The sequence below is a fragment of the Mycobacterium sp. ACS4054 genome (genome assembly GCF_001667275.1).
Taxonomy (GTDB): Bacteria; Actinomycetota; Actinomycetes; order Mycobacteriales; family Mycobacteriaceae; genus Mycobacterium.
In genome coordinates this window covers 16,841-38,570 of record NZ_LZHV01000064.1, presented here as the reverse complement: position 1 = coordinate 38,570, position 21,730 = coordinate 16,841, and the positions used below count along the sequence as shown (strand labels likewise).

Annotated in this window: 20 protein-coding genes and 2 pseudogenes; 17 read left to right on the top strand and 5 right to left on the bottom strand. The window is 69.4% G+C overall.

What is annotated here, in order from left to right; genetic code table 11:
* Positions 1-20: 20 nt before the first annotated feature.
* From A5730_RS20990 to A5730_RS20975, 4 genes and pseudogenes are all read left to right on the top strand, one after another.
* A complete protein-coding gene (locus A5730_RS20990) occupies positions 21-497 on the top strand; it encodes a nuclear transport factor 2 family protein (RefSeq protein WP_067904774.1) in 477 nt (158 codons plus the stop codon).
* Positions 497-1,366, top strand: a complete 870-nt coding sequence (locus tag A5730_RS20985) for an SDR family oxidoreductase (RefSeq protein WP_067904771.1) — start codon at positions 497-499, stop codon at positions 1,364-1,366. The genes A5730_RS20990 and A5730_RS20985 overlap by 1 nt, the downstream gene beginning before the upstream one ends.
* Before the next feature lies 1 nt (position 1,367).
* A pseudogene (locus A5730_RS20980) lies at positions 1,368-2,328 on the top strand (alpha/beta hydrolase); the annotation flags it as partial.
* Between the two features lie 67 nt (positions 2,329-2,395).
* Positions 2,396-3,472 carry a hypothetical protein gene (locus A5730_RS20975; protein WP_067904764.1) on the top strand — a complete coding sequence of 359 codons (1,077 nt, stop codon included), beginning with the start codon at positions 2,396-2,398 and terminating at the stop codon, positions 3,470-3,472.
* Positions 3,473-3,557: 85 nt separating this feature from the next.
* Here A5730_RS20975 and A5730_RS20970 read toward each other — a convergent pair whose 3' ends face one another.
* Entirely contained in the window at positions 3,558-3,845 is a 288-nt protein-coding gene (locus A5730_RS20970; protein ID WP_067904922.1) for a ferredoxin, read from the bottom strand.
* Positions 3,846-3,849: 4 nt separating this feature from the next.
* Positions 3,850-4,980, bottom strand: coding sequence for a Rieske 2Fe-2S domain-containing protein (locus A5730_RS20965; protein WP_067904761.1), 1,131 nt, complete (start codon positions 4,978-4,980; stop codon positions 3,850-3,852).
* A gap of 102 nt (positions 4,981-5,082) precedes the next feature.
* Between A5730_RS20965 and A5730_RS20960 the strand changes: the two genes are divergently transcribed.
* The gene (locus A5730_RS20960) at positions 5,083-6,783 is read left to right on the top strand and encodes a 3-ketosteroid-delta-1-dehydrogenase (protein ID WP_156745879.1); all 1,701 of its coding nucleotides are present in this window, start codon (positions 5,083-5,085) and stop codon (positions 6,781-6,783) included.
* 131 nt (positions 6,784-6,914) lie between these two features.
* Here the strand turns inward: A5730_RS20960 and A5730_RS20955 are convergent, their stop codons facing one another.
* The gene (locus A5730_RS20955) at positions 6,915-7,604 is read right to left on the bottom strand and encodes a PadR family transcriptional regulator (RefSeq protein WP_067904758.1); all 690 of its coding nucleotides are present in this window, start codon (positions 7,602-7,604) and stop codon (positions 6,915-6,917) included.
* 87 nt (positions 7,605-7,691) lie between these two features.
* Between A5730_RS20955 and A5730_RS20950 the strand changes: the two genes are divergently transcribed.
* Positions 7,692-8,612 (top strand): TIGR03619 family F420-dependent LLM class oxidoreductase, encoded by a 921-nt coding sequence (locus A5730_RS20950; RefSeq protein ID WP_067904755.1) that lies wholly within the window; start codon positions 7,692-7,694, stop codon positions 8,610-8,612.
* A 4-nt stretch (positions 8,613-8,616) separates the two neighbouring features.
* Here the strand turns inward: A5730_RS20950 and A5730_RS20945 are convergent, their stop codons facing one another.
* On the bottom strand, positions 8,617-9,450 hold the full coding sequence (locus tag A5730_RS20945) for a hypothetical protein (protein WP_231994748.1): 834 nt from the start codon (positions 9,448-9,450) through the stop codon (positions 8,617-8,619).
* A gap of 71 nt (positions 9,451-9,521) precedes the next feature.
* Here A5730_RS20945 and A5730_RS20940 point away from each other — a divergent pair, with 71 nt between their 5' ends.
* Entirely contained in the window at positions 9,522-10,646 is a 1,125-nt protein-coding gene (locus A5730_RS20940; RefSeq protein WP_067904752.1) for an FAD-dependent oxidoreductase, read from the top strand.
* Positions 10,647-10,655: 9 nt separating this feature from the next.
* On the opposite strand, the gene A5730_RS20935 is transcribed toward A5730_RS20940, so the two are convergent.
* Complete coding sequence (locus A5730_RS20935; protein ID WP_369829904.1) at positions 10,656-12,104, bottom strand: multicopper oxidase family protein; 1,449 nt, start codon at positions 12,102-12,104, stop codon at positions 10,656-10,658.
* A 184-nt stretch (positions 12,105-12,288) separates the two neighbouring features.
* Here A5730_RS20935 and A5730_RS20930 point away from each other — a divergent pair, with 184 nt between their 5' ends.
* From A5730_RS20930 to A5730_RS25455, 10 genes and pseudogenes are all read left to right on the top strand, one after another.
* The gene (locus A5730_RS20930) at positions 12,289-13,545 is read left to right on the top strand and encodes an APC family permease (protein ID WP_067904748.1); all 1,257 of its coding nucleotides are present in this window, start codon (positions 12,289-12,291) and stop codon (positions 13,543-13,545) included.
* A gap of 24 nt (positions 13,546-13,569) precedes the next feature.
* On the top strand, positions 13,570-13,887 hold the full coding sequence (locus A5730_RS20925) for a helix-turn-helix transcriptional regulator (protein ID WP_067904745.1): 318 nt from the start codon (positions 13,570-13,572) through the stop codon (positions 13,885-13,887).
* Positions 13,884-15,360: pseudogene (gene arsB, locus A5730_RS20920) on the top strand (ACR3 family arsenite efflux transporter). The gene A5730_RS20925 and the pseudogene arsB overlap by 4 nt, the downstream one beginning before the upstream one ends.
* Positions 15,361-15,383: 23 nt before the next feature.
* On the top strand, positions 15,384-15,791 hold the full coding sequence (locus tag A5730_RS20910) for an ArsI/CadI family heavy metal resistance metalloenzyme (protein WP_067904736.1): 408 nt from the start codon (positions 15,384-15,386) through the stop codon (positions 15,789-15,791).
* A gap of 46 nt (positions 15,792-15,837) precedes the next feature.
* Positions 15,838-16,335: a flavin reductase family protein gene (locus A5730_RS20905; RefSeq protein WP_067904733.1), complete on the top strand. Its 498-nt coding sequence runs from the start codon at positions 15,838-15,840 to the stop codon at positions 16,333-16,335.
* A gap of 2 nt (positions 16,336-16,337) precedes the next feature.
* The gene (locus A5730_RS20900; RefSeq protein WP_067904730.1) at positions 16,338-17,018 is read left to right on the top strand and encodes a pyrimidine reductase family protein; all 681 of its coding nucleotides are present in this window, start codon (positions 16,338-16,340) and stop codon (positions 17,016-17,018) included.
* A gap of 187 nt (positions 17,019-17,205) precedes the next feature.
* On the top strand, positions 17,206-17,499 hold the full coding sequence (locus A5730_RS20895; RefSeq protein WP_369829907.1) for a hypothetical protein: 294 nt from the start codon (positions 17,206-17,208) through the stop codon (positions 17,497-17,499).
* 99 nt (positions 17,500-17,598) lie between these two features.
* Positions 17,599-19,371 carry a serine/threonine protein kinase PknE gene (locus tag A5730_RS20890; protein WP_067904724.1) on the top strand — a complete coding sequence of 591 codons (1,773 nt, stop codon included), beginning with the start codon at positions 17,599-17,601 and terminating at the stop codon, positions 19,369-19,371.
* On the top strand, positions 19,368-20,195 hold the full coding sequence (locus tag A5730_RS20885) for a DUF1707 domain-containing protein (RefSeq protein WP_067904721.1): 828 nt from the start codon (positions 19,368-19,370) through the stop codon (positions 20,193-20,195). The genes A5730_RS20890 and A5730_RS20885 overlap by 4 nt, the downstream gene beginning before the upstream one ends.
* Positions 20,196-20,223: 28 nt before the next feature.
* Positions 20,224-21,729, top strand: coding sequence for a serine/threonine-protein kinase (locus tag A5730_RS25455; protein WP_067904718.1), 1,506 nt, complete (start codon positions 20,224-20,226; stop codon positions 21,727-21,729).
* Position 21,730: the final 1 nt, after the last annotated feature.

Here is a 21,730-nt window from a genome sequence, read left to right as displayed (position 1 = left end):
GTGGAGTTTCATTCGATGCCATGAACCACGACATCACGCTGTCGGAACTGCAGGAGTTCATCGGCGAGTTCTGGTACCACTACGACGAGGCCCACTACGACGAGCTGGCGCTCAGATACGCCCCTGACGTGCGCTATGTGACCAGAAGCGACTCGGGCGCAAGTCCTTTCGAGGACCTCATGTCGCCCGAGCTCAACGGCCGAGACGCGGTGATCCAGTGGTTGTCCCAACACCGCATGCAGAGCCCGTACCCGCTGCGCCACCACGCCACCAACATCCACCGCGTGGGCGCCGACGGTGACGTCACCCGCGCGCGGTTCTACATCCTCGTCAACCAGATCGCCAATTTCGTGCCGTTCGCGGTTTCCAGCGGGGTTGTCAACGTCGCCGTCCGGCGCGGCGACGATGGGCTGCAATTCAGCGAGATGGACGTCGTTCTCGATGCGACCAACTCGGTCCTGCTGGCGGACCTGCACGCCGACAGCACCACCCCCTGATGACCGCCCGCGGCATCTTCGCCGGCGGCGTCGCCGTCATCACCGGCGCCGGATCCGGGATCGGTGCCGGTTTGGCGCGGCACGCCCACCGGCTGGGCATGACCGCGGTGCTCGCCGACATCGACGCCGACGGCATCGCCGCGCTGCGCGACGAACTGTGCGCGACCGGAGGAACGGCCGTCGACATCGTTTGCGACGTGCGGGATCCCGAGGCGGTGCAGGACCTCGCGGACCGGGTCTATCGGGATTTCGGCGCGGTGCGGCTGCTGGTGAACAACGCCGGTATCGAACAGTTCGGCTATCTGTGGGACACGCCGGTGACGAACTGGCGGCGCGTCGTCGACATCAACATCAGCGGAGTCTTCTACGGCGTGCGCGCGTTTCTGCCGAAGATGATGGCCGTCGACGAACAGGCGTGGGTGTGGAACGTTGCGTCGGTCGGCGCCGTCGTGACGATGCCGTTGCAGACGCCCTACATCGTGAGCAAGCACGCCGTGCTGTCCATGACCGAATGCCTTTGCACCGAGGTCCAATTGGCGGGACACGACCACCACATCCATGTGCAGGCGGTGCTGCCCGGGCCGGTGGTGTCCAACATCTTCGAATCCGCGGGGGGTGTCGACGCCACGGCGGCCGCGGATGTCGGCGCCGCGGAGACGCATCGCGAAGCGATGCTGGACATCAAAGCGGTGGCGATGGACGCGTTGGCGGCCGCCGAAACACTGTTCGAACAGGCCGCGGAAGGCCGCTTCTACCTGCTCACCCATCCGGATGTGGGGTCGGCGATGGCGGAGCGCGCGGAAGTGCTTGCCGCGCAACGACCGCCCGCGCTGCGCACAGAACGCCGGTTCGGTGCGCAGCAGCTCTGACATGGGAACCTGCCGGCTGGACCCCGACGCCGCCGCCCGCGTCGCCTCGTTCGGTGACATTCCACCGATGCGCCAGCGCGGGCTCGCGGCCGTGCGCGCCGCGCTCGAATCCGCGCCACCGCCCGACTCGATGGCCGCGATGGCCGCCGTCACCCAAGCAGCCATTCCCGGTCCGGCGGGTGACATCCCGGCACGGGTCTATCGCCCCGATGCCGGAAGCGGTGGACCCGTGCTGGTGTATTTGCACGGCGGCGGGTTGGTGATGGGTTCGAATGACTCGTTCGAGCCGCTGGCCCGTGAGCTGGCCGCGGCGTCGGCGGCCACCGTCGTCGCGGTCGGCTACCGCCTGGCCCCGGAGTGGCCTCCGCCCGCGCAGTTCGACGATGCGTACGCCGCGACGGAATGGGTGTCACGGAATGCTCGCCATCTGGGGGTCGACCCCGAACGGCTCGGGGTGATCGGCGACAGCGCGGGTGGCGCACTCGCGGCCGGTGTTGCGCTCGCCGCGCGCGACCGTGGCGGTCCGCCAATCGGCGCGCAGGTGCTGCTGTATCCGGGTTTGGATCGCGACATGACGGCCCCGTCCGTCACCGCCCTGGCGGACGCCCCGATGCTCAGCCGCGACGACATCGACTACATGCACTGTCTGGTCGACGGGGACGCGGGCCCGCCCACCGACCCGTACCTGGTTCCCGCCTACGCATCCGAGCTTGCCGGCCTCCCCCCGGCGATCGTCGTCACCGCGGAGTGCGACCCGATTCGGGATTGGGGTGAGCGGTATGCGACACGGCTGCGCGACGCCGGCGTGCAGACCACCCTGACCCGTTATCCCGGGATGTGCCACGGATTCCTGATGCGTTCCGACGCCACGGCGCGGGGCCGGCTGGCCATCGCCGAGATCGGCGCGCTCCTGCGGGCCAAGTTCGGCCATCCGGTCCGGGCCTGACGTCCCGGTGACCGGGCCATGGCCCCCCGCATCGGAATCGCCCCGCCCACAATCAGGGCACGCACTGCAAAAGGAGACAGCTGATGCTCAGCGACGACCGGCGGATGGAGCTTTCCGACGTGTTGCGGCCCGCCGCGCCGCCCCGCGAGGTCGACAACGTCTATACCGACGGCCAACGCGAACGCCTGCTCGACGTGGTACGCACCGAGGGGCCGTGGCGGTTGATCATCGCGCAACACTTCGCCTCCCCCGATGAGCTGATCGCCACCATGAGCGGCCTTTTCCCAGAAGGCTTCACCCCATCGCTCGACCTGTTCCTGACCCCGACCTTCCGCGGCTACCTCGCCAACTACGGCGCGGTGCTCTACCCGGAACTGCACGACTGCTTCTACAACGCGCGGTTCCTCGAGATGGCCAAAAGCTACTGGAACGCCCAGTACGCCAAACCCCAGCTGATGCTCTTCAACATCAACGGGCCCTGCGCCAACCGCGATCCCGGGCACCTCGACTCGCCGAGCTTTCGCGGCGTGCGTCACGAGAACGCGCCGACGTGGCTCACCAGCGTGATGGGCAAGTCCGGCCTGTTCGGCGACTACCTGGTCAAAATGGCGCAGGTGATCACTTGGTTCTCGCTCGACCCCGGGAGCGGATTCACCTACTGGCCCGACGGTCCGCTCAAGGCCCCCAAACGCGTTCTGCCGCCGATCAACAACCGCGGCGTGGTGGTGCAGAACGAAATGATGGTGCATCGCGGCGAAGCGAACGGACCACTCGAGCAACAAATTCCGGCCGGATTGTCCTTCGACACCGTCTTTTCCGGCGACCCCGACGACCCGGATCAGTGGTTGCTCAAGAACGGCGACGAGGTGATCGCCCGCCACCACACCGACCAACTGCGGTTCCTGGTGCACTGGTCCGCCGAGGTCTTCACCGACCACGACGAGCTGAAGAAGAACATGGAGGGCTCGCACGACCTGACCATCGAGAAGGCCATCGACATCATGGTCGACGACCTCAAGGGCAGGGGCATCAAGCTCGACATCCCCAGCGAACCACTGCACGACCCGGCGTTCATCAGCGCGCTCAACGCCGGCTACGACCTGGGCGGCCCCGCCGTCTACCCCGAAGAGGCACCCATCAGTGCCTTCCAGCTCGCATGATGGGATCACCCCGCCGCCGAGCGTCGATTTGTTTGGGTGAAAAGGCCCTCAACGGCACAATAATTCGACGTTTGGCGGAATAAGGTCAAGCAGTTCCGTCGACGATCGCCAGCTCTCCGGCCGCGACGGCGCACTCGATCGATTCCCGCAGTGCCGAGCAGGCCAGGAAAACCACGCGGTGATCGCCGGCGATCCGGACGGCGTCCGCACGCTCGACGCACCGGGCCGTCGCGTCGGCGTTCCACTGCACACTGGTCTGATTCCAGCTGCTTTTGCGAGCAAGCACCTGCGCCCCGCACCTGCGACACCCCACGGGGCGCATCGGCATCTCGTCGAGGCGATTGTCCTGCCGCGCAGACGAATCGAGCGACATCACACTAGCCGGCGCCCTGCGCGGCCATGTTGGCCTCGACCTCTTTCATCCACGCCTCATAGGGCCTGGTGGTGTCGAGCTCGAACTCGAAGCGGTCCACCATATCCGGCTGGACGTCGGCGGCGTCGACGTAGAACTGCTGGTACCAGCGGCGTAACTGGTAGACCGGGCCGTCCTCCTCGACGAGAAGCGGGTTGTCGATGCGCGCCTTGTGGCGCCAGATCTGGACGTCCTGTTCGAACCCGATCTTGACGAAGTCGCCCAGGCTGACCGCGGTCTTCAGCGCCTCATCGCCAGGTAGGTTGCCCGACTTCTTGACGATGATTCCATATTGCAGCACAAAGGAATTCGAGTCGATCGGATAATGGCAGTTGATCAGGATCGTCTTGGCGTCGCCGTCGGTGTAGTGGTAGGTCAGGTCGTCGATCATGAAGGACGGCCCGTAGTAGGACGCCACCGACGTGGTGCCCAGCATCGTGGTCCCCTCGGGGCTACCGATGTCGGGACGACTCCCCCCGTTCATGTACTGCGTGGCCACATGCCCCTCGAAGATGTTCTTGAAGTACGTGGGTAACGAGCCGTGGATGTAGAAAAAGTGGGCCATGTCCACCACGTTGTCGATGATCTCGCGACAATTGCTCTGCACGACCGTGGTGTACCAATGCCAGTCCGTCCACTCGTCGCTGGTGGCACCCTCGATGCGCGGGATCGTGACCTCCGGCGGCGGCGGTTTGCGCTCCGGGTCGTTCCACACGAACAACATCCCGTCCTGCTGCAGCGTGGTCCACGCCCCGGTGCGCGCCAGCTTTGGCGTGCGCCGGCTGTAGGGCACCTGCTTGCACCGCCCGTCCCCGCCCCAGCGCCAGTCGTGGAACGGGCAGGCGATCTCGTCCCCCTTGACTTCGCCCTGCGAAAGATCACCGCCCATGTGCCGGCAGAAGGCGTCAAGGACGTTGATGGCGCCGTTCGCGCCGCGGAAGACGACGAGCTTTTGTCCGAAGGCGTTGATCGCGTGCGGCTTGCCATCGCCGAAATCCCGGATCAAACCCAGGCAGTGCCAGCCGCGGGCGTACCGCGTCGGCACGGCCTGTGCTTCGATCTGCCGAACTTCGTCGACCTCGGACTGCGTCGTCATGGGGACGATTAAACTCCCGTCCGCCCGTTCGCGGGGCCGCTTGTTCCCACTGATCAGGACGGCTCTTCCGCTGCCGGGCGGCGTCGGCATACGGTTTTGCGCGTGAACCCCCAGAGCGCGACGATCCCCGCCGGGCTTTCCGTGGCCGATACGACGGTCGACCTGCTGGTGGTCGGGTCCGGGACCGGCATGGCCGCGGCATTGGCCGCCCGCGAACTCGGGCTGTCGGTGCTGATCGTGGAGAAGTCGTCGCACGTGGGTGGGTCGACAGCCCGGTCGGGCGGCGCGTTGTGGCTACCCGCCAGCCCCGTGCTGCGAGAAGCGGGCGCCGGGGACTCCCCCGAGCGCGCCGCCGCGTACTTGGACTCGGTGGTCGCGGGTTCGGCCCCGCCGCAGCGATCGGCGGAATTCCTGGCTCACGTGCCCGCGACGGTCGACATGCTGCGCCGAACCACCCCGTTGCGGCTGTTTTGGGCCCGTGACTACTCCGACTACCACCCCGAGGAACCGGGTGGCAGCGCGGCGGGCCGGACGTGCGAATGCCACCCCTTCGACACATCGATACTCGGCCGGTACCGCACCCGGTTGCGGCCCGGCGTGCTCGAGGCCGGCGTCTCGATACCCACCACGGGCGCCGACTACCGGTGGATGAACCTCGTGGCCCGGGTGCCGCGCAAGGGCATTCCGACGTTCGGCAAGCGGGTGGCGCAGGGCCTCGGCGGCAGGCTGATCGGTCGGCGCTACGCCGCGGGCGGCCAGGGTCTGATGGCCGGGCTGTTCGCGGGGGTGCTGCGCGCCGGTATCCCGGTGTGGACCGGCTGCCCGCTCGTGCGCCTGGAAGGCGACGGCAAGCGCGTGACGGGCGCGGTCGTCGACCATGACGGGCGCGAGGTGAGGATCAATGCCCGGCGCGGAGTGGTGCTGGCAACCGGCGGTTTCGACCACAGCATGGACATGAGGTGGAAGTTTCAGTCCGAGTCGCTGGGCGCCAACCTGAGCCTGGGTGCCCAATCCAACACGGGCGACGGCATTCGTGCGGGGCAGGAATTCGGCGCCGACATCGCGTTGATGGATCAAGCCTGGTGGTTTCCCGCCATCGCGCCCCTGCCGGGCAGGGCGCCGGCGGTGATGCTGGCCGAACGTTCACTGCCGGGAAGTCTCATCGTCGACCAGAGCGGCCGACGCTTCGCGAACGAGTCCGCGGATTACATGTCGTTCGGCCAGCGGTTGCTCGAGCTGGAGCGGTCGGGCGGCCCCGTGGACGCGATGTGGATCGTGTTCGACCAGCAGTACCGCAACAGCTATGTCTTTGGCGCCGAACTGTTCCCGCGCATGCGCATCCCGCAAGCCTGGTACGACGCGGGCATCGCGGTGCGGGCGGACAACCTCGGCGAGCTCGGCGCCCGGATGAACGTTCCGGCGCCCGAATTCCGCGCGACGATGACTCGCTTCAACGAAAACGCCGCTGCGGGTGAGGATCCCGACTTCGGCCGGGGGCGCAGCGCCTACGACCGCTACTACGGCGACCCCACGATCAAGCCGAATCCCAATCTGCGCCCGTTGGTCAGGGGCCCGTTCTACGCCGTGCAGATGGTGCTCAGCGACCTCGGCACGTGCGGCGGACTGAAGGCCGACGAGCACGCACGGGTGCTCCGCGAGGACGGCAGCGTGATCGCCGGCCTGTACGCGATCGGCAACACCGCCGCCAACGCGTTCGGCACGACGTACCCGGGCGCGGGGGCGACGATCGCGCAGGGCCTGGTGTACGGCTTCGTCGCGGCCCGCGATGCGGCGGCGGGCTAGCGGCGATCGCGAGGGCGGCGAAGCCGGGCGAAGCGGGTCGCCGCCATCGGGCTAGCGGCGATCGCGAGGGCGGCGAGGCCGGGCGACGGGGGTACCTCCCGCTTGCGGGGGACGGGTCGCCGCCACCAGGATCAGTCCGCTTTGCGTTTGGCCTCGACCTGCTTCTCGACCTCACGCCAGTAGCCGGGCATCGGGCGCGGCTGCCCGAAACCACCCTTGGCCGCCTTCTTCAGAACGGCGTCCGCCTCGTCGATGTCCTTCATCAGTTCGAGCGCGAATTCGCGCTCCGCCGCGTAGTACTTGGCCGCCCAGCGCAGCGCGATCACCGAATACGCCCACGCGGGTTGGGCCTCGGCGCCGTCGGCGTCCTCGACCGCTTTGCGGTGCCTGGCTTCGGCGTAGGCGACGTGTTCGGCCAGCAGCTCCTTGAGCCGGGCCGGGTTGCTCAGGTGACCGAACGTCACCCGCAGCAGGACGCTGTGCTTGAGCACCGGGGGGTCCACCGGGGCGTTGTTGGTCCAGTCGGTGACGGCGGCCATCCCGGCGGGGGTGATCCTGTAGAGCCGGCGACTGCGCGTGCCCTCGTCGTGCTCGACGCGTGAGGTCACCAGGCCCAGCCCCTCGAGCTTCTTCAGCTCGGTGTAGATCTGGCTGTACGACGGACTCCAGTAGTACAGATCGACGCTCCAGTCGATCCACTTTTTCAGGTCGTAGCCGGAGACCTCCTCCTCGTAGGACATCATGCCCAGCAGTGCCCAACTCGTGGCGGCAAGCGCCGCCTTCGACTTGTTTTCGCCGGTAGGGTCCGGTTCGGAGTCCACGGCGCAAGGTTAACAACCCCGGACGAGGACCGGTTTGACGCGGACCGCTGGGCGGGATGCGGTGATGGCTTGGAGGAGCACTGAAAGATGAAGTTCGCCTTCCCCCTGCCGCACATGGTGCGCCTGCCCGCGATGACGCAGCCCTGGGAGGCCGCGGTCACCGGGCCCGACCAGACCCGGATGGTCAAATGCGCCGACCGCTGGGGCTACGACATGATCGCCGTCCCCGAGCATTTCGTCATCCCCGCCGAGCACGTCGAGCTGTCCGGGCCGCACTACCTGCACTCGACGGCGGCCCAGGCCTACATCGCCGGGGCGACCGAGCGGGTCGCCGTCAACTCGTGCGTCACCATCCTCCCGCTGCACCAGCCGATCGGCCTGGCCAAGGCGCTGGCCACCGCCGACTGGATGAGCGGGGGCCGGATGATGGTCACCTTCGGGGTGGGCTGGCTGGCAAGGGAATTCGAGCTTCTCGGCGTTCCCTTCGGCGAACGGGGCCGCATCGCCGACGAGTACCTGGCGGCCATCATCGAACTGTGGACCAGCGAGGCGCCGCGCTTCGACGGCCGCTACGTGTCGTTCGACGGCATCGCGTTCGAACCGAAACCCGTTCAGCGGCCACACCTTCCGATCTGGATCGGCGGCGACGCCGACGCGGCGCTGCGCCGGGCGGCCCGGTTCGCGTCGGGCTGGTGGCCGTTCCTCACGCCGCCCGAGCGGATCGCCGAAAAACTCGACTACATCAAGTCCCAGCCCTCCTACGACGGCCGGCCGTTCGAGGTGATGCACGGGCTGAGCACCAACCGGGTCGGCGAAGGACACGTCGCCCGCGACGACCCGAACGCCCGGCCCGGCATGAGCGCGCAGGCGATCGTCGACCGGTTGGGCTGGCTCGCCGAACAGGGCGTGACGATGAGCGCCGTACCGATTCCCGCCGTCGGCGGCGTCGACGAGTACCTCGACTACGCGCAGTGGGTGATCGAGGAGATCAAGCCCGCGGTGCCGTGACCGGTCATCGAATCGCCAAGCCGCGCCTGCGAACCCACAACACCGCGACGGCCGTGCCGAGGACCCAGACGGCCACGGCGATCCCCAGGTGAACGAAGCTCTTGGTGTCGCGGCCGAACACCGGCCAGATCAACGCCGGCACCTTGGTCCAAAGCACCTGGTGCTCCACCCCGTTCATCGGGTCGGCGACGTAGTAGACCGCATAGGGCAGGGTCAGGGCGGCGATCCAGCCGCCGGTGCGGCGCCGGTCGGCGCGCTGGCGCCAGCGCCGCGTCAGCGGCTCGACGCCCACCGGGTGCAGCGCGGAGATGAGGTTGCCCAGCCCCAACCAGGACACGATCGGCACCGCAACGGTGGGGATCGTGATCCCGAGCCGCCCCGGCGTTTCCAGGCACAGCGTCAACACCATCGCCGCCACCAGGGTGGGCAGCCCGACGATCGCAAGCAGGGCAAGGTTTTTGATCACCAGGATCCGCCAGAACGGCACGCCGTCGGACAGGCCGGCCAGGACGCGGTAGTGGTCGGCGCCGAACAGATTGGTGGTGGTGACGTCGGCCAGCACCCAAGACGAGAAGTACGTGCCGATCAGGATCACCCAGTCGGTGTGGTGGCGCCCGACGGTCAGCGGCTGCACCAGCAGCCACACGGCGGCGAAGATCACGTTGGCGACCACGCCCATCAACCAGGTGCGCGGCGAGGTGAACGCCCACCGGATCTCGGCGAGCACCGCCGCCACGCCCGGCTTTTCGAAGTCCTTGGCGGCCCGGCGGGCCGCGGCGGGGCGGGGCGCCGACGCGCGCACCGCGGCGCGCAACGCGGCACGCGCGCGCGGGTGCATCGGCCGGTGCGGATCGGCGATGTCGATGGTCACTCGGCAGGCCCGAACTTCATGCCAGGCAGGATAGCGACATGAACCGCAAGCGCGTCGTCATTGCCGGGCTTGGAGACGCTGGTGTCCTGGCCGCGATCCGGTTGTCGCCCCACGCCGACGTCGTCGGCATTTCCGCCAAGCCCGCGCTGGTCAGCGGTCAGGAGCTCGGCGTTCGGCTCTCCCGCCCGCACGACTGGGCCCGCGACTACTGGATTCCGTTCGACAGGTTCCGCCGCTTGGACGGGGTGCGGACGGTGCAGGCGCAGCTGACCGGGCTGGACCTGGCCGGTCGTACCGTCCTGGGCACCGGCGCCGACGGCGCCGCCCTCGCCGAGGAGTACGACGCGCTGATCATCTCGACCGGGGTCAGCAACGGCTTCTGGCGCCGGCCGACGCTGCAGTCGGCCGCCGAGGTGGGCGCGCAGCTGCGGGCCGCCCATGACCGGCTGGCCGCCGCCGACTCGGTCATCGTGGTGGGCGGCGGCGCGGCCGCGGTCAGCAGCGCGCTCAACATGGCCACCACCTGGCCGGGCAAGCGGATCGACCTGTACTTCCCCGGGCAGTCGGCGCTTCAGGCTTACCACCCGCGGATCTGGGGACGGATCCGGGCACGGCTCGCCGGCCTCGGTGTCGGCATTCACCCGGGCCACCGCGCGGTCCTGCCCGACGGGTTCCCGGGCGACGAGATCACCGGCGAGCCGGTGCGCTGGAGCACCGGCCAGCCCACGGCGGTCGCCGGCGCCGTGCTCTGGGCGATCGGGCGGGTGCGGCCCAACACCGATTGGCTGCCGCCGGAGCTGCTCGACGAGCGCGGCTTCGTCCGGGTCACGCCGGAGCTGCGGGTGCCCGGGCAGCGCGGCGTCTTCGCAGTGGGCGACGTCGCGGCAACCGACCCGCTGCGCAGCTCGGCCCGCAATCGCGGGGACGCGCTGGTGGCCCGCAATGTCCGCGCCGAGCTCACCGGCGGGAAGCTGGGGACCTACCGGGCGCCGACGCGGCGGTGGGGGTCGTTGGTGGGCATCCAGCCCGACGGGCTGGAGGTCTTCATGCCGACCGGCCACGCGTTCCGGTTCCCGTTGTGGTCGGTCGAGCGGGTGGTGATGCCGTGGATCGTCCGGTGGGGCATGTATCGCGGTGTGCGGCAGAACAATCCGCTCGGATAGTTCCGGCGATCAGGCGCTGTTGAGCAGCAACATGAGGCCGTAGTCCATGTGGATCTGCTGGTGGCAGTGCAGCAGCGACAGGCCGGGCTGGTCGGCGACGAAGTCGACGTCCATGCTCTGATAGCCGCCCAGCATCGCGACGTCCTTGCGCACCCCGGCGGTGGGCGTGCCGGCGAAGCCGGTGATTTCGAACGTGTGCCGGTGCAGGTGCATCGGGTGCAGATCGTCGCTGGCATTGCGGAAGCGCAGCCGGTAGCGCCCGCCCCGGCGAACATCGAGCACGGGCTGGTTGGCGTCCATGGCGAACGCCGTGCCGTTGATCGTCCACGCGTTGAAACCGTCGTCGGCCGCGTTGCGCTTCTCGATCAGCAGCTCGATGGTGTGGTCGGGCGGCGGGACGGCCGCGGGGCGCGCGAACAGCCGGTAGTCCCACGCGAACGGCGGCGGCGCGGTCCACTGCGGGTCCCCGCCGCGCCCGGCGTATTCGACCACCACCCCCATGCCCCGGCCCCGGTCGTCGTCGGAGAGGTCGCCCAGCACCCACACCCCCGGATTCGTCATGCGCACCAACGCGGAGACGCGTTCCCCGGCGCCGAGCCACAGCACCGGCACGGGCGCCGGGTTGGGCACCGGGTTGCCGTCCAGCGCAATCACGTTGAAGGCGTGCCCGGGCAGCGCCAGGCTGCGGGTCTCGGTGGCGCTGCCGTTGAGCACGTGCAGCAGCACCAGCTGGCCGGTGCGCACCCGGATGGGATCGCCGTGGCCGAGCGCGCGGCCGTTGACGGCGAACGCCGCGTAGCCCACTTCGAAGCCACGCGGGTCGCCCCGGGCCAGGGAGGCCGCCATCGACGATTCGCCCCGCGCTCGCAGATCCGGGTCCGGGGCGCCGGCCAGGAAATCGCTCGCCATGTCGCCGCCGCGGCTCAGCGAGGGCTCGAATTCCTTGAGCGTCAGGAAGATCTCCTGGTCGTAGCCGCCGGTGTTGTGGCGGGGCTCGATGTAGACCGGGCCGACCAGGCCGCTGTACTGGCCGCGCGACAGGTCGGCGCGCGGCACCACGTGGGTGTGGTAGAAGCGGAACCCCGCAGGCCCGGGGACGAAGGATATCCGTCGCATGCCGTGCGCGGGGATGTAGGGCGTGCCCTCCTCGGCGGAACCGTCGACGTCGACGCCCACCTGTTGACCGTGCCAATGCAGCTGCTCGGGGGAGCCCGTGTCGTTGAAGACATCGACGACCGTCCGCCGGCCCTCGGTGAACCGCAGCAGCGGGCCGGGGAATTGGCCGTTGTAGGTCAGGGTCGACACGACGTGGCCGGGTGCCAATTCGACTGCGCCGGTGGCGATCCGCAGCGTGTAGTCGGCCTTGTCGCCGGGCCGTGCGCAGCCGGCCAAGGCCCCGGCGCTCGCGCCCGCGGCCAGCGCGGCCCATTTGAGGAACTCCCGTCGATCCGGTGACATCGTCACCGCGTCCGGGGGCAAGCGTCCAGGACCGGTGACGGGAAGTCGATGCGGCAGTCCAATTCGCTTGCCAATCAGCGGGATTCGGGTGGGTGGCGCCAGCGGCGGGCTGCCGCCGTCGTAGCCGAGAATACCTCAGATCCCTTCTGCTAGGTTGGCGTCTGCGCGCGCGTGAGGAGAACGATTGTCCGACAGCGACACCGGCGAGCTCCGCCGAAGCCTGGGCCTGTTCGACGCGGTGACGATCGGGCTGGGCTCGATGATCGGCGCCGGGATCTTCGCCGCGCTCGGCCCGGCGGCGCGCGCCGCGGGCTCCGGACTGCTGCTGGGACTGGCGGTGGCCGCGCTGGTGGCCTACTGCAACGCCACCTCGTCCGCGCGGCTGGCCGCCCGCTACCCCGCCTCCGGCGGCACCTACGTGTACGGCCGCGAGCGGCTGGGCGCCTTCTGGGGGTACCTGGCGGGGTGGGGTTTCGTCGTCGGCAAGACCGCCTCGTGCGCCACGATGGCCCTGACCATCGGCGCCTACGCGTGGCCGGCGCACGCGCACCCGGTGGCCGGGACCGCCGTGGTCGCGCTCACCGGCGTCAACTACGCCGGCGTGCAGAAGTCGGCGTGGCTCACCCGTGTCATCGTCGCCCTCGTGCTGGCCGTGCTGGCCGCGGTGGTCGTCGCCGCGTTCGCCTCGGGGACGGCGGTCACCGACCACCTCCGCCCGTCGGGCGCCACCGTCGGCGGGGTCATCCAGGCCGCGGGGCTGTTGTTCTTCGCCTTCGCCGGCTACGCGCGCATCGCCACCCTGGGCGAGGAGGTGCGCGACCCGGCGCGCACCATCCCGCGCGCGATACCCGTCGCGCTCGCCATCGCGCTGGCCGTCTACGCCCTGGTGGCGGTGGCCGCGCTCGCGGTGCTGGGGCCGCAGCGCCTCGGCCGGGCGGCGGCGCCGCTGGTCGACACCGTGCGGGTGGCCGGCGCGGGCTGGCTCGTGCCCGTCGTGCAGGTGGGTGCGGCCGTCGCCGCGCTCGGCTCGCTGCTGGCGCTGATCCTGGGCGTCTCGCGCACCACGCTGGCGATGGCCCGTGACCGCCACCTGCCCCACGCGCTGACCGCCGTGCACCCGCGGTTCGGCGTCCCCCACCGCGCGGAGCTGCTGATCGGCCTGGTGGTGGCGATCCTGGCCGCCACCGCCGACCTGCGCGACGCCATCGGGTTCTCCTCGTTCGCCGTGCTCATCTACTACGCCGTGGCCAACGCCTCCGCGTTCACCCTGGGAAGCGGCGAGGGCCGCCCGCACCGCGCGATTCCGATCACCGGATTGGTCGGCTGCGTGGTCCTCGCGTTTGCGATGCCGCTGTCGTCGGTGGTGTCCGGCCTGGCTGTGCTCGCCATCGGCGTCGCCGCCTACGCGATTCGACGGGGCCGCGCAGGGGTGGCGCATTGATTCGATAAGTGTTTATATAGAAGGATGTCGAATCAACGGGCGTGCTGTCCGGCGCTGGGGACGATGGCCGAGTCCCAGGCGGTCGAGCTGGCGGCGATGTTCAAGGCGCTGGGCGACCCGGTGCGCCTGCGGTTGTTGAGCCTGATTGCCGGCCACCCAGGCGGCGAGGCGTGCGTCTGCGAAATCTCGGCCACCTTCGACCTGTCGCAGCCGACGATCTCCCATCACCTCAAGCTGCTGCGCTCGGCGGGGCTGATCGACTGCGAACGCCGCGGCACCTGGGTGTATTACTGGGTGATTCCCGCAGCGCTGCAACAGCTTTCGTCGGTCTTGAGCCAATGACGAATACCCCGACGCCGGCCCCGACAGCGGCGGCGACCCGCCTCCCCATCATGGACCGGTTCCTGCCGGTCTGGATCGGCGCGGCGATGGCCGCCGGCCTGTTGCTGGGACGGATCGTTCCAGGGCTGGGTTCGGCACTGGGTGCGGTTGCCGTTCAAGGTGTTTCGTTGCCGATCGCGGTCGGCCTGCTGGTCATGATGTATCCGGTGCTGGCCAAGGTTCGCTACGACCGGCTCGACGAAGTCACCGGCGACCGCAAGCTGATGGTCTCGTCCGTGTTGCTCAACTGGGTGGTCGGGCCGGCGGTGATGTTCGCGTTGGCCTGGTTGCTGCTGCCAGACCTGCCCGAATACCGCACGGGCCTGATCATCGTCGGGTTGGCGCGCTGCATCGCGATGGTCATCATCTGGAACGACCTGGCCTGCGGGGATCGTGAGGCCGCGGCCGTGCTGGTCGCGTTGAATTCGCTGTTCCAGGTGGTCATGTTCGCCGCGCTGGGCTGGTTCTACCTGTCGGTGCTGCCCGGGTGGCTGCACCTGCCCCGAACCGGGATCGACGTCTCCCCGTGGCAGATCGCCAAGGCGGTGCTCATATTTCTCGGGGTGCCGCTGCTGGCCGGGTACTCGTCGCGCCGGCTGGGCGAACGGTTCCGTGGCCGCCAGTGGTACGAGACGCGGTTCCTCCCCCGCATCGGGCCGTGGGCTCTGTACGGCTTGTTGTTCACCATCGTGATTCTCTTTGCGCTGCAAGGTCATCAGATCACTTCCCGACCGTGGGACGTGGCCCGCATCGCGGTTCCGCTGCTGGCCTACTTCGCGATCATGTGGGCGGGCGGCTACGCACTGGGACACGCGCTGCGCCTCGGCTACGCCCGCACCGCCACCCTCGCGTTCACCGCCGCCGGCAACAATTTCGAGCTCGCCATCGCGGTGGCCGTCGCGACTTACGGTGTCACGTCAGGGCAGGCCCTGGCCGGGGTTGTCGGCCCGTTGATCGAGGTGCCGGTGCTGGTCGGCCTGGTGTACGTTTCGCTCGCACTGCGTTCACGGGTTTTCGCCGATGACCGGTAGACCCAGCGTCCTGTTCGTCTGCGTGCACAACGCCGGACGCTCGCAAATGGCCGCCGCCCTGCTGAGTCGGCTGTCCGAAGGACGCATCGACGTCCGTTCCGCGGGAACCCAGCCGGCCGACGAGGTCAACCCCGTTGCCGTCGCAGCCATGGCCGAGCGGGGCATCGACATCACTGCGGCCAAGCCGCAAGTCCTCAGCGGTGCGGACGTTGAGATCAGCGACGTCGTGATCACCATGGGCTGCGGTGACACCTGCCCTTACTTTCCGGGAGTGTCCTACCGCGACTGGAAAGTGCCCGACCCCGCCGGCCAGCCGCTGGCCACCGTGCGTGCGATCCGCGACGACATCGTCCAGCGCGTCGAGGCGCTGATCGCCGAACTCCTACCCACCACAACCTCCTAGCCGCACCGAAGGAAGGACACCCCATGTCTCGTGTGCAACTCGCCCTCAACGTCGACGACCTCGACGAGGCGATCGCCTTCTACTCGAAGCTGTTCGGCACCGAACCGGCCAAGGTCAAGCCCGGCTACGCCAACTTCGCGATCGCCGAACCCCCGCTCAAGCTGGTGCTCCTGGAGAACCCCGGGCACGGCGGCAGCCTCAACCACCTGGGCGTGGAGGTCGCCTCCAGTGACACGGTGCACGCCGAAATCGCCCGCCTGGCCGAGGGTGGCCTGGTCACCGAGGAGGAGCTCGACACCACCTGCTGCTACGCCAACCAGGACAAGACGTGGGTGACGGGCCCCGGCGGCGAGCGCTGGGAGGTCTACACCGTGATCGCGGACTCCGACACGTTCGGAGAAACCACCGACGAACCCTGCTGCCAAGCCTGAGGGCACCGCCGGATTCCCGGGCGGGCGAAAGGGGAAGACTGAGCGGATGCCCGAACCGGGAGAAGACGCCTTCGAAAAGCTGGTCGCCCTGCTCAACTATCCGATGTTCGTCGTGACCACGCGGGCCGACGGCGTCGCGGCGGGCTGCCTGGTCGGATTCGCCAGCCAGACCAGCATTCACCCGCCCCGGTTCCTGGTCGGGCTGTCGAAGAAGAACCACACCTTCCGCGTCGCTAGCAAGGCGACCCACCTCGCGGTGCATGTCTTCGACCACGACCACCTGGACACCGTGGAGCTGTTCGGCACCCAGACCGGCGACACGACCGACAAGTTCGACCGCTGCTCGTGGCACAGCGGCCCGGCGGAGCTGCCCATCCTCGACGACGCGGCCGCCTGGTTCGCCGGCGAGATCCTCGAGCGTTTCACGCTGGGCGACCATGTCGGACATCTGCTCGCGCCCGTCGACGGCAGCCCGCCGCGCGAACTGGAAAGCTGGGTGTCGTTTGGCGACGTCCGGGACTTCGAAGCCGGCCACGAGGCGTAGCGGTGATCCCCCGGGTGGGCACCGTCGCCGACATCACCGAACTCGCGTCGTTCTACGCCGATCCGCCACGGGGCGTGCGGGCCAACATGATCTTCAGCGCCGACGGCGCCGCCGCGTTCGCCGGCCGGGCCGGCCCGCTGTCGTGCCCCACCGACCAACAGCTGCTGAGGATCCTGCGCGGCTTCGCCGACGTCGTCCTGGTGGGCGCGGGCACCGCGCGCGCCGAGAACTACGGCCCGGTGCGGCTCACCGACTCGGAACGAACCGTGCCGCCCCCGATCGCGGTGATCAGCCGCAGCGGCCGGCTCCCCGAGAGGCTGTTCAGCCGCCCCGAGCAGCCCCCGATCGTGGTCACCTGCGCGCGCGCCGCGGCCGCGCGCGACGACGCCGGCCGGCGGCTCCTGGTGGCCGGTGAGGACTCCGTCGACGTGGCGCGCGCCGTCGCCCTGCTGCGCGAACAGGGCATGCACCGCATCCTGTGCGAGGGCGGTCCGACCGTGCTGGACGAGCTGGTGGAAGCCGACGCCGTCGCCGAGATCTGCGTGACGCTGGCCCCCAAACTCGCCGCGAGCCAGCCCGCGGGCCACCGGCCCACCCCGTCGGCGCTGCCCGCGCCGGTGGCGATGCGCCTCGAGCACGCGCTGGCTTGCGACGACTACGTGTTCTTGAAATATCGCCGCTGAATTCCGCTCGACATGCAGCCGACCACACCGCTTCCTATGATGGAAATGCCCGGTTGCGTGCGCGTATCGAATCGCCTGCGCGGCATCATCTTCAGTTCATCGCCGTCCACTTTCTCGAGCCACACAGAGGAGGAATATCGGCCAGGTGACCAGCGCAAAAGACGACCACGACTACCGCAATCTGGCGGTGAACCGGCTGCGGCCCAGCGAAGTTCAATGGGCGCTGAACCACGACGCCGTGCACGGGATCGCGTACGCCTTCAAGAATCCCGTCGCCGTCGCCGAATCCCTCGACGATCCGGACGACGACAGAATGACCTATCTCATCCGCGTCAAGCGCGACGATCTGGCGAACGCGCTGGGCAGGATCAACGACTGGATCACCGAAAACCCCGGCCCCGCCGGGATGCAGGCGTTCGGATTCGTCCGGGCGCTGTCACGCGAGGGGCTGCGCGAACGCACCACCGGTGACGACGATTAATCGGTTGCCCAACCAGCTGGCTTTCGCTATTCGTCGTGCCCTCCGGCCGGCGAAACCTTAGCCTTATGCCTGCGCACGGTCGGTGACTGAGGAGTCGGGATGGGTGACACGACCGCGGATACGCGGGAGGGTTCGCAGTTCGGGCCCTATCGGCTGCGGCGGCTGATCGGCCGCGGCGGCATGGGCGACGTCTACGAGGCGGAGGACACGGTCCGGGAGCGCACCGTCGCGCTCAAGCTGATGTCGCAGACGCTGTCCAACGACCCGGTCTTCCGCTCCCGGATGCAGCGCGAGGCCCGCACCGCGGGCCGGCTGCAGGAACCCCACGTCGTCCCGATCCACGACTTCGGCGAGATCGACGGCCAGCTCTACGTCGACATGCGCCTGATCGACGGCAAAGACCTGGCCTCGATGCTGAGCCGGTACGGGCCGCTCGCCCCGCCCCGGGCGGTGGCGATCGTGCGCCAGATCGGCTCGGCGCTGGACGCCGCCCACGCCGCCGGGGTCCTGCATCGCGACGTGAAGCCGGAGAACATCCTGGTGAGCGGCGAGGACTTCGCCTACCTGGTCGACTTCGGGATCGCCAGCGCCACCGCCGACGAGAAGCTGACGCAGATCGGCACCACGGTGGGCACGGTCAAGTACATGGCCCCGGAGCGGTTCAGCGACTCCGAGGTGACCCAGCGGGCCGACATCTACGCGCTGGCCTGCGTCTTGTACGAATGCCTGACCGGGTCCCCGCCCTACACCGGCGACCAGATCAGCGTGATGGGCGCCCACCTGCACCAGGCGATCCCCAAGCCCAGCGCCGCGCGGCCCGCCATCCCCGCGGCCTTCGACGGGGTGATCGCCCGCGGCATGGCCAAGGACCCCGCGGATCGCTACGCCACCTGCGGGGACCTGTCGTCGGCGGCGTACGCGGCGCTGGCCGAGCCGGACCAGGACCGGGCCACCGACATCCTGCAGCGCAGCCAAGTCGCACGGATACCGGCCGCGCCCGCCGAACAGCGGCCCTCGGGGGTCCCCCAGGCTCCGCCCGCGTACGCCCCGTCGTCGGGCCCGATGTGGGCGCCGACGCCCCCGGTGCCCCAGCCGACGGGCTGGGGCCGCTCCCCCACCTGGGGGCCCGCCACCACCGGGACGCCGTGGGGTCAACCGCCGCGGCCGAGCAGGAAGCCGTGGCTGTGGGCCGGCGCCGCCGGCGTCGCCCTGGTGGCCATCGTCGGCGTGGTCCTCGCCGTCGCGCGGCCGTGGGAGCCGTCGTCGCCGCCGACGACGACGCCGACCAAACCCCCGCCACCGGCGGACGCCGTCGCGCTCCGCGTCCTCGACGACGGCGTGTTCGTCGGCAGCTCGGCGGCCGCGACGACGATCGACATCTTCAACGAACCCATCTGCCCGCCGTGCGGAAGCTTCATCCGGTCGAACGCGGGGGACATCGAAACCGCCGTGAACAACAAGAAGCTCGCGGTGCGCTACCACCTGCTCGACTTTCTCGACGACAAGTCACACAGCAAGAACTACTCGACGCGGGCCGTGGCGGCGTCGTACTGCGTGGCCGCGCAAAACGACCCGAAGCTGTACACCGACTTCTATTCGGGCTTGTTCGCCAGCAACTTCCAGCCGGCCGAGGACGCCGCGGAGGACCGCACCGACGGCGAACTGGCGCAACTGGCCAAGTCCGTGGGCGCGGACGCCGAGGTGATGACCTGTATCAAGTCCGGAGACGACGTCGGCTCGGGCAAGGCGAAATCCGCGGCCGGTTACGCGACGCTGTCCGGGCTCAACGCCAACTCCACCCCGTTCGTGTGGGACGGCACCGCGTCGGTGAACTATTCCGACCCGACCTGGCTGACGAAGCTCCTCGGATGACGATGAGCGATGACATCAGGGCGACCGACGACGACCGCAACCGGACGTGCCAGCTGCTCGACGCGGCGCTCGGTGACGGCCAGCTGTCCACCGAAGAGCACCGCGAACGAGTGAGCGCCGCCACCCGGGCCACGACGCTGCGTGAGCTGCAATCGCTGGTGACGGACCTGCAGGCGCACCCGGCCGTCTCGCCGGCGTCGCCATCGCGGATCGACCGCCGGGTCTGGATCGCCGCGGCCGTGGCCGTCGTGCTGCTCGGCGCCGGCACCACCTGGGCGCTGCAACGCGACACCGACTCGGCGCCGACGGCGTCGTCGAGCACCTCCACCGCCACGGCGGCGAGCGCCCCCTCGGCCGCGACCACCAGCCCGACACCCCCGCCGCCGCAGCTGTTATCGCTGAGCGGGGTGACCGGGGTGCTGGCCCAGATGCGGGCCCAGTTCGGCGACACGCTGGGCTACCAACTGAACATCTATCAGGACCAGGTGGTGGTCCAGCGACCCGACACCGCGAACGCCCAGAAGCTGGTGACCTGGCTGTACCGCGACGGCAATTGGGCGAGCGTGGGATCCAAGAGCTCCGTGCCCTCCCGCTTGACGGTCGGCGACCTCGGCAAGTTCGACGTGCAAGCGGTCGTCGGCGTCGTGCAGCAGGCGCCCCAGACGCTGCACGTCTACGACGCCAACCGGGTGTTCCTGGCGATCGAGTCGCGCAAGGACGGCGGCCTGAACCTGCGCATCAACGTCTCCGACGGCGCCCTGTCCGGCACCATCGCGTTGGCCCCGGACGGCACCGTCACGCAGGTCTCGCCCCCGGCCCGCTGACAAGTTTGATCGCGAAGGGAGTCAGGCGATGACCGGCGCGCAGGGCTCGCGGGTCGGGACGATGTTCGGCCCCTACCGCCTCAAGCGGCTGCTCGGCCGCGGCGGGATGGGCGAGGTCTACGAGGCCGAGCACACCGTCAAGCAGTGGACGGTGGCGCTGAAGCTGATGTCACACACCTTCAGCCAGGATCCGGTGTTCCGCAAGCGCATGGAACGCGAGGCCCGCATCACGGGCCGGCTGCTCGAGCCCCACGTGGTCCCGATCCACGATTACGGCGAGATCGACGGGCAACTGTATCTCGAGATGCGCCTCATCGAGGGCGTCGATCTGGCCAGCCTGCTGGAACGGGACGGACCGCTTCCGGCGCCGCGGGCGGTGGCCATCATCCACCAGATCGCCTCGGCCCTCGACGCCGCGCACGCCGCCGGCGTGACCCACCGCGACGTCAAACCGCAGAACATCCTGATCACCGGCGACGACTTCGCCTACCTCGCCGACTTCGGGATCGCCAGCGCGACGTCCGACGAGAAACTCACCCAACTGGGAACCGCGGTCGGCACCATGAAATACATGGCGCCCGAACGGTTTTCGAGCGAGGAGGTAACCCCCCGCGCCGACGTCTACGCGCTGGCGTGCGTGCTGTATGAATGCCTGACCGGCGCGCCGCCCTACCGTGGCGACAGCACCGCGACGCTGATCAGCGCGCACATGATGCAGCCCATTCCCAAGCCCAGCGAGCACGGGTCCGGCGTGAGCCCGGCGTTCGACTCGGTGGTCGCCGGCGGCATGGCCAAGAATCCGATCGAGCGCTACCCCACCGCCGGCGCCCTCGCCGAGGCCGCGCACAGGGCGCTCAGCAGCCCCGAGCGCGAACGCGCCGAGACGATCCTGCGGGAAAGTGAAATCGTCTCTCCCGCAACCGGACTCGGGCAGCAGGCCGAGCCGCGCGGGCGCCACCGCTGGCCGATCGTCGCCGCCGCCGTGGTGGCCGTCGCCGCCGTCGGCGCCGTCGGGATCTGGCTGGCGCTCAAACCCTCCGGCCAGCGGCACGCCAAGGCGACGGTCGCGAAAACCCCACCGCCGTCATCGGCCGCCCCCAACGACCAACAGGCCCGGCTGATCAGCCTGCTCCCGCCCGGCTACCTGGCCGGCACGTGCACGCCCGCCACCCCCGAGTCGGGCAGCATCTGGGTGCACGCGGTGGCGATGGTGACCTGCGGGCAGAACACCCAGCCCGGCGGCCCCAGCCGGGCCACCTATGGGCTGTTCGCGACGCCCGACCGGCTGAAGAAGGCCTTCAACGACGACATCGCGAACGTCAGCCTGGTGAACTGCCCCGGCGAGGGACGCTCGCCCGTCAGCTGGCACTACGACCAGACGCCCAACGACATGGCCGGGCTGATCGCCTGCGGCACCTACAACAATCACCCGAACGTGATCTGGACCAACGACGAGAAGCTCATGCTCAGCGACGTGTCCGGCGACCCGGCCAGCGTCGAGGACCTGCACACGTGGTGGGACGCCTACGGCTGAT

Excerpts from the sequence above, each read along its gene's own strand:
- A5730_RS20990 (WP_067904774.1), top strand. The coding sequence starts at position 21 with ATGAACCACGACATCACGCTGTCGGAACTGCAGGAGTTCATCGGCGAG.
- A5730_RS20985 (WP_067904771.1), top strand. The coding sequence starts at position 497 with ATGACCGCCCGCGGCATCTTCGCCGGCGGCGTCGCCGTCATCACCGGC.
- A5730_RS20975 (WP_067904764.1), top strand. The coding sequence starts at position 2,396 with ATGCTCAGCGACGACCGGCGGATGGAGCTTTCCGACGTGTTGCGGCCC.
- A5730_RS20970 (WP_067904922.1), bottom strand. The coding sequence starts at position 3,845 with ATGTCGCTCGATTCGTCTGCGCGGCAGGACAATCGCCTCGACGAGATG.
- A5730_RS20965 (WP_067904761.1), bottom strand. The coding sequence starts at position 4,980 with ATGACGACGCAGTCCGAGGTCGACGAAGTTCGGCAGATCGAAGCACAG.
- A5730_RS20950 (WP_067904755.1), top strand. The coding sequence starts at position 7,692 with ATGAAGTTCGCCTTCCCCCTGCCGCACATGGTGCGCCTGCCCGCGATG.
- A5730_RS20945 (WP_231994748.1), bottom strand. The coding sequence starts at position 9,450 with ATGCACCCGCGCGCGCGTGCCGCGTTGCGCGCCGCGGTGCGCGCGTCG.
- A5730_RS20940 (WP_067904752.1), top strand. The coding sequence starts at position 9,522 with ATGAACCGCAAGCGCGTCGTCATTGCCGGGCTTGGAGACGCTGGTGTC.
- A5730_RS20935 (WP_369829904.1), bottom strand. The coding sequence starts at position 12,104 with ATGTCACCGGATCGACGGGAGTTCCTCAAATGGGCCGCGCTGGCCGCG.
- A5730_RS20925 (WP_067904745.1), top strand. The coding sequence starts at position 13,570 with ATGTCGAATCAACGGGCGTGCTGTCCGGCGCTGGGGACGATGGCCGAG.
- A5730_RS20910 (WP_067904736.1), top strand. The coding sequence starts at position 15,384 with ATGTCTCGTGTGCAACTCGCCCTCAACGTCGACGACCTCGACGAGGCG.
- A5730_RS20905 (WP_067904733.1), top strand. The coding sequence starts at position 15,838 with ATGCCCGAACCGGGAGAAGACGCCTTCGAAAAGCTGGTCGCCCTGCTC.
- A5730_RS20890 (WP_067904724.1), top strand. The coding sequence starts at position 17,599 with ATGGGTGACACGACCGCGGATACGCGGGAGGGTTCGCAGTTCGGGCCC.
- A5730_RS20885 (WP_067904721.1), top strand. The coding sequence starts at position 19,368 with ATGACGATGAGCGATGACATCAGGGCGACCGACGACGACCGCAACCGG.
- A5730_RS25455 (WP_067904718.1), top strand. The coding sequence starts at position 20,224 with ATGACCGGCGCGCAGGGCTCGCGGGTCGGGACGATGTTCGGCCCCTAC.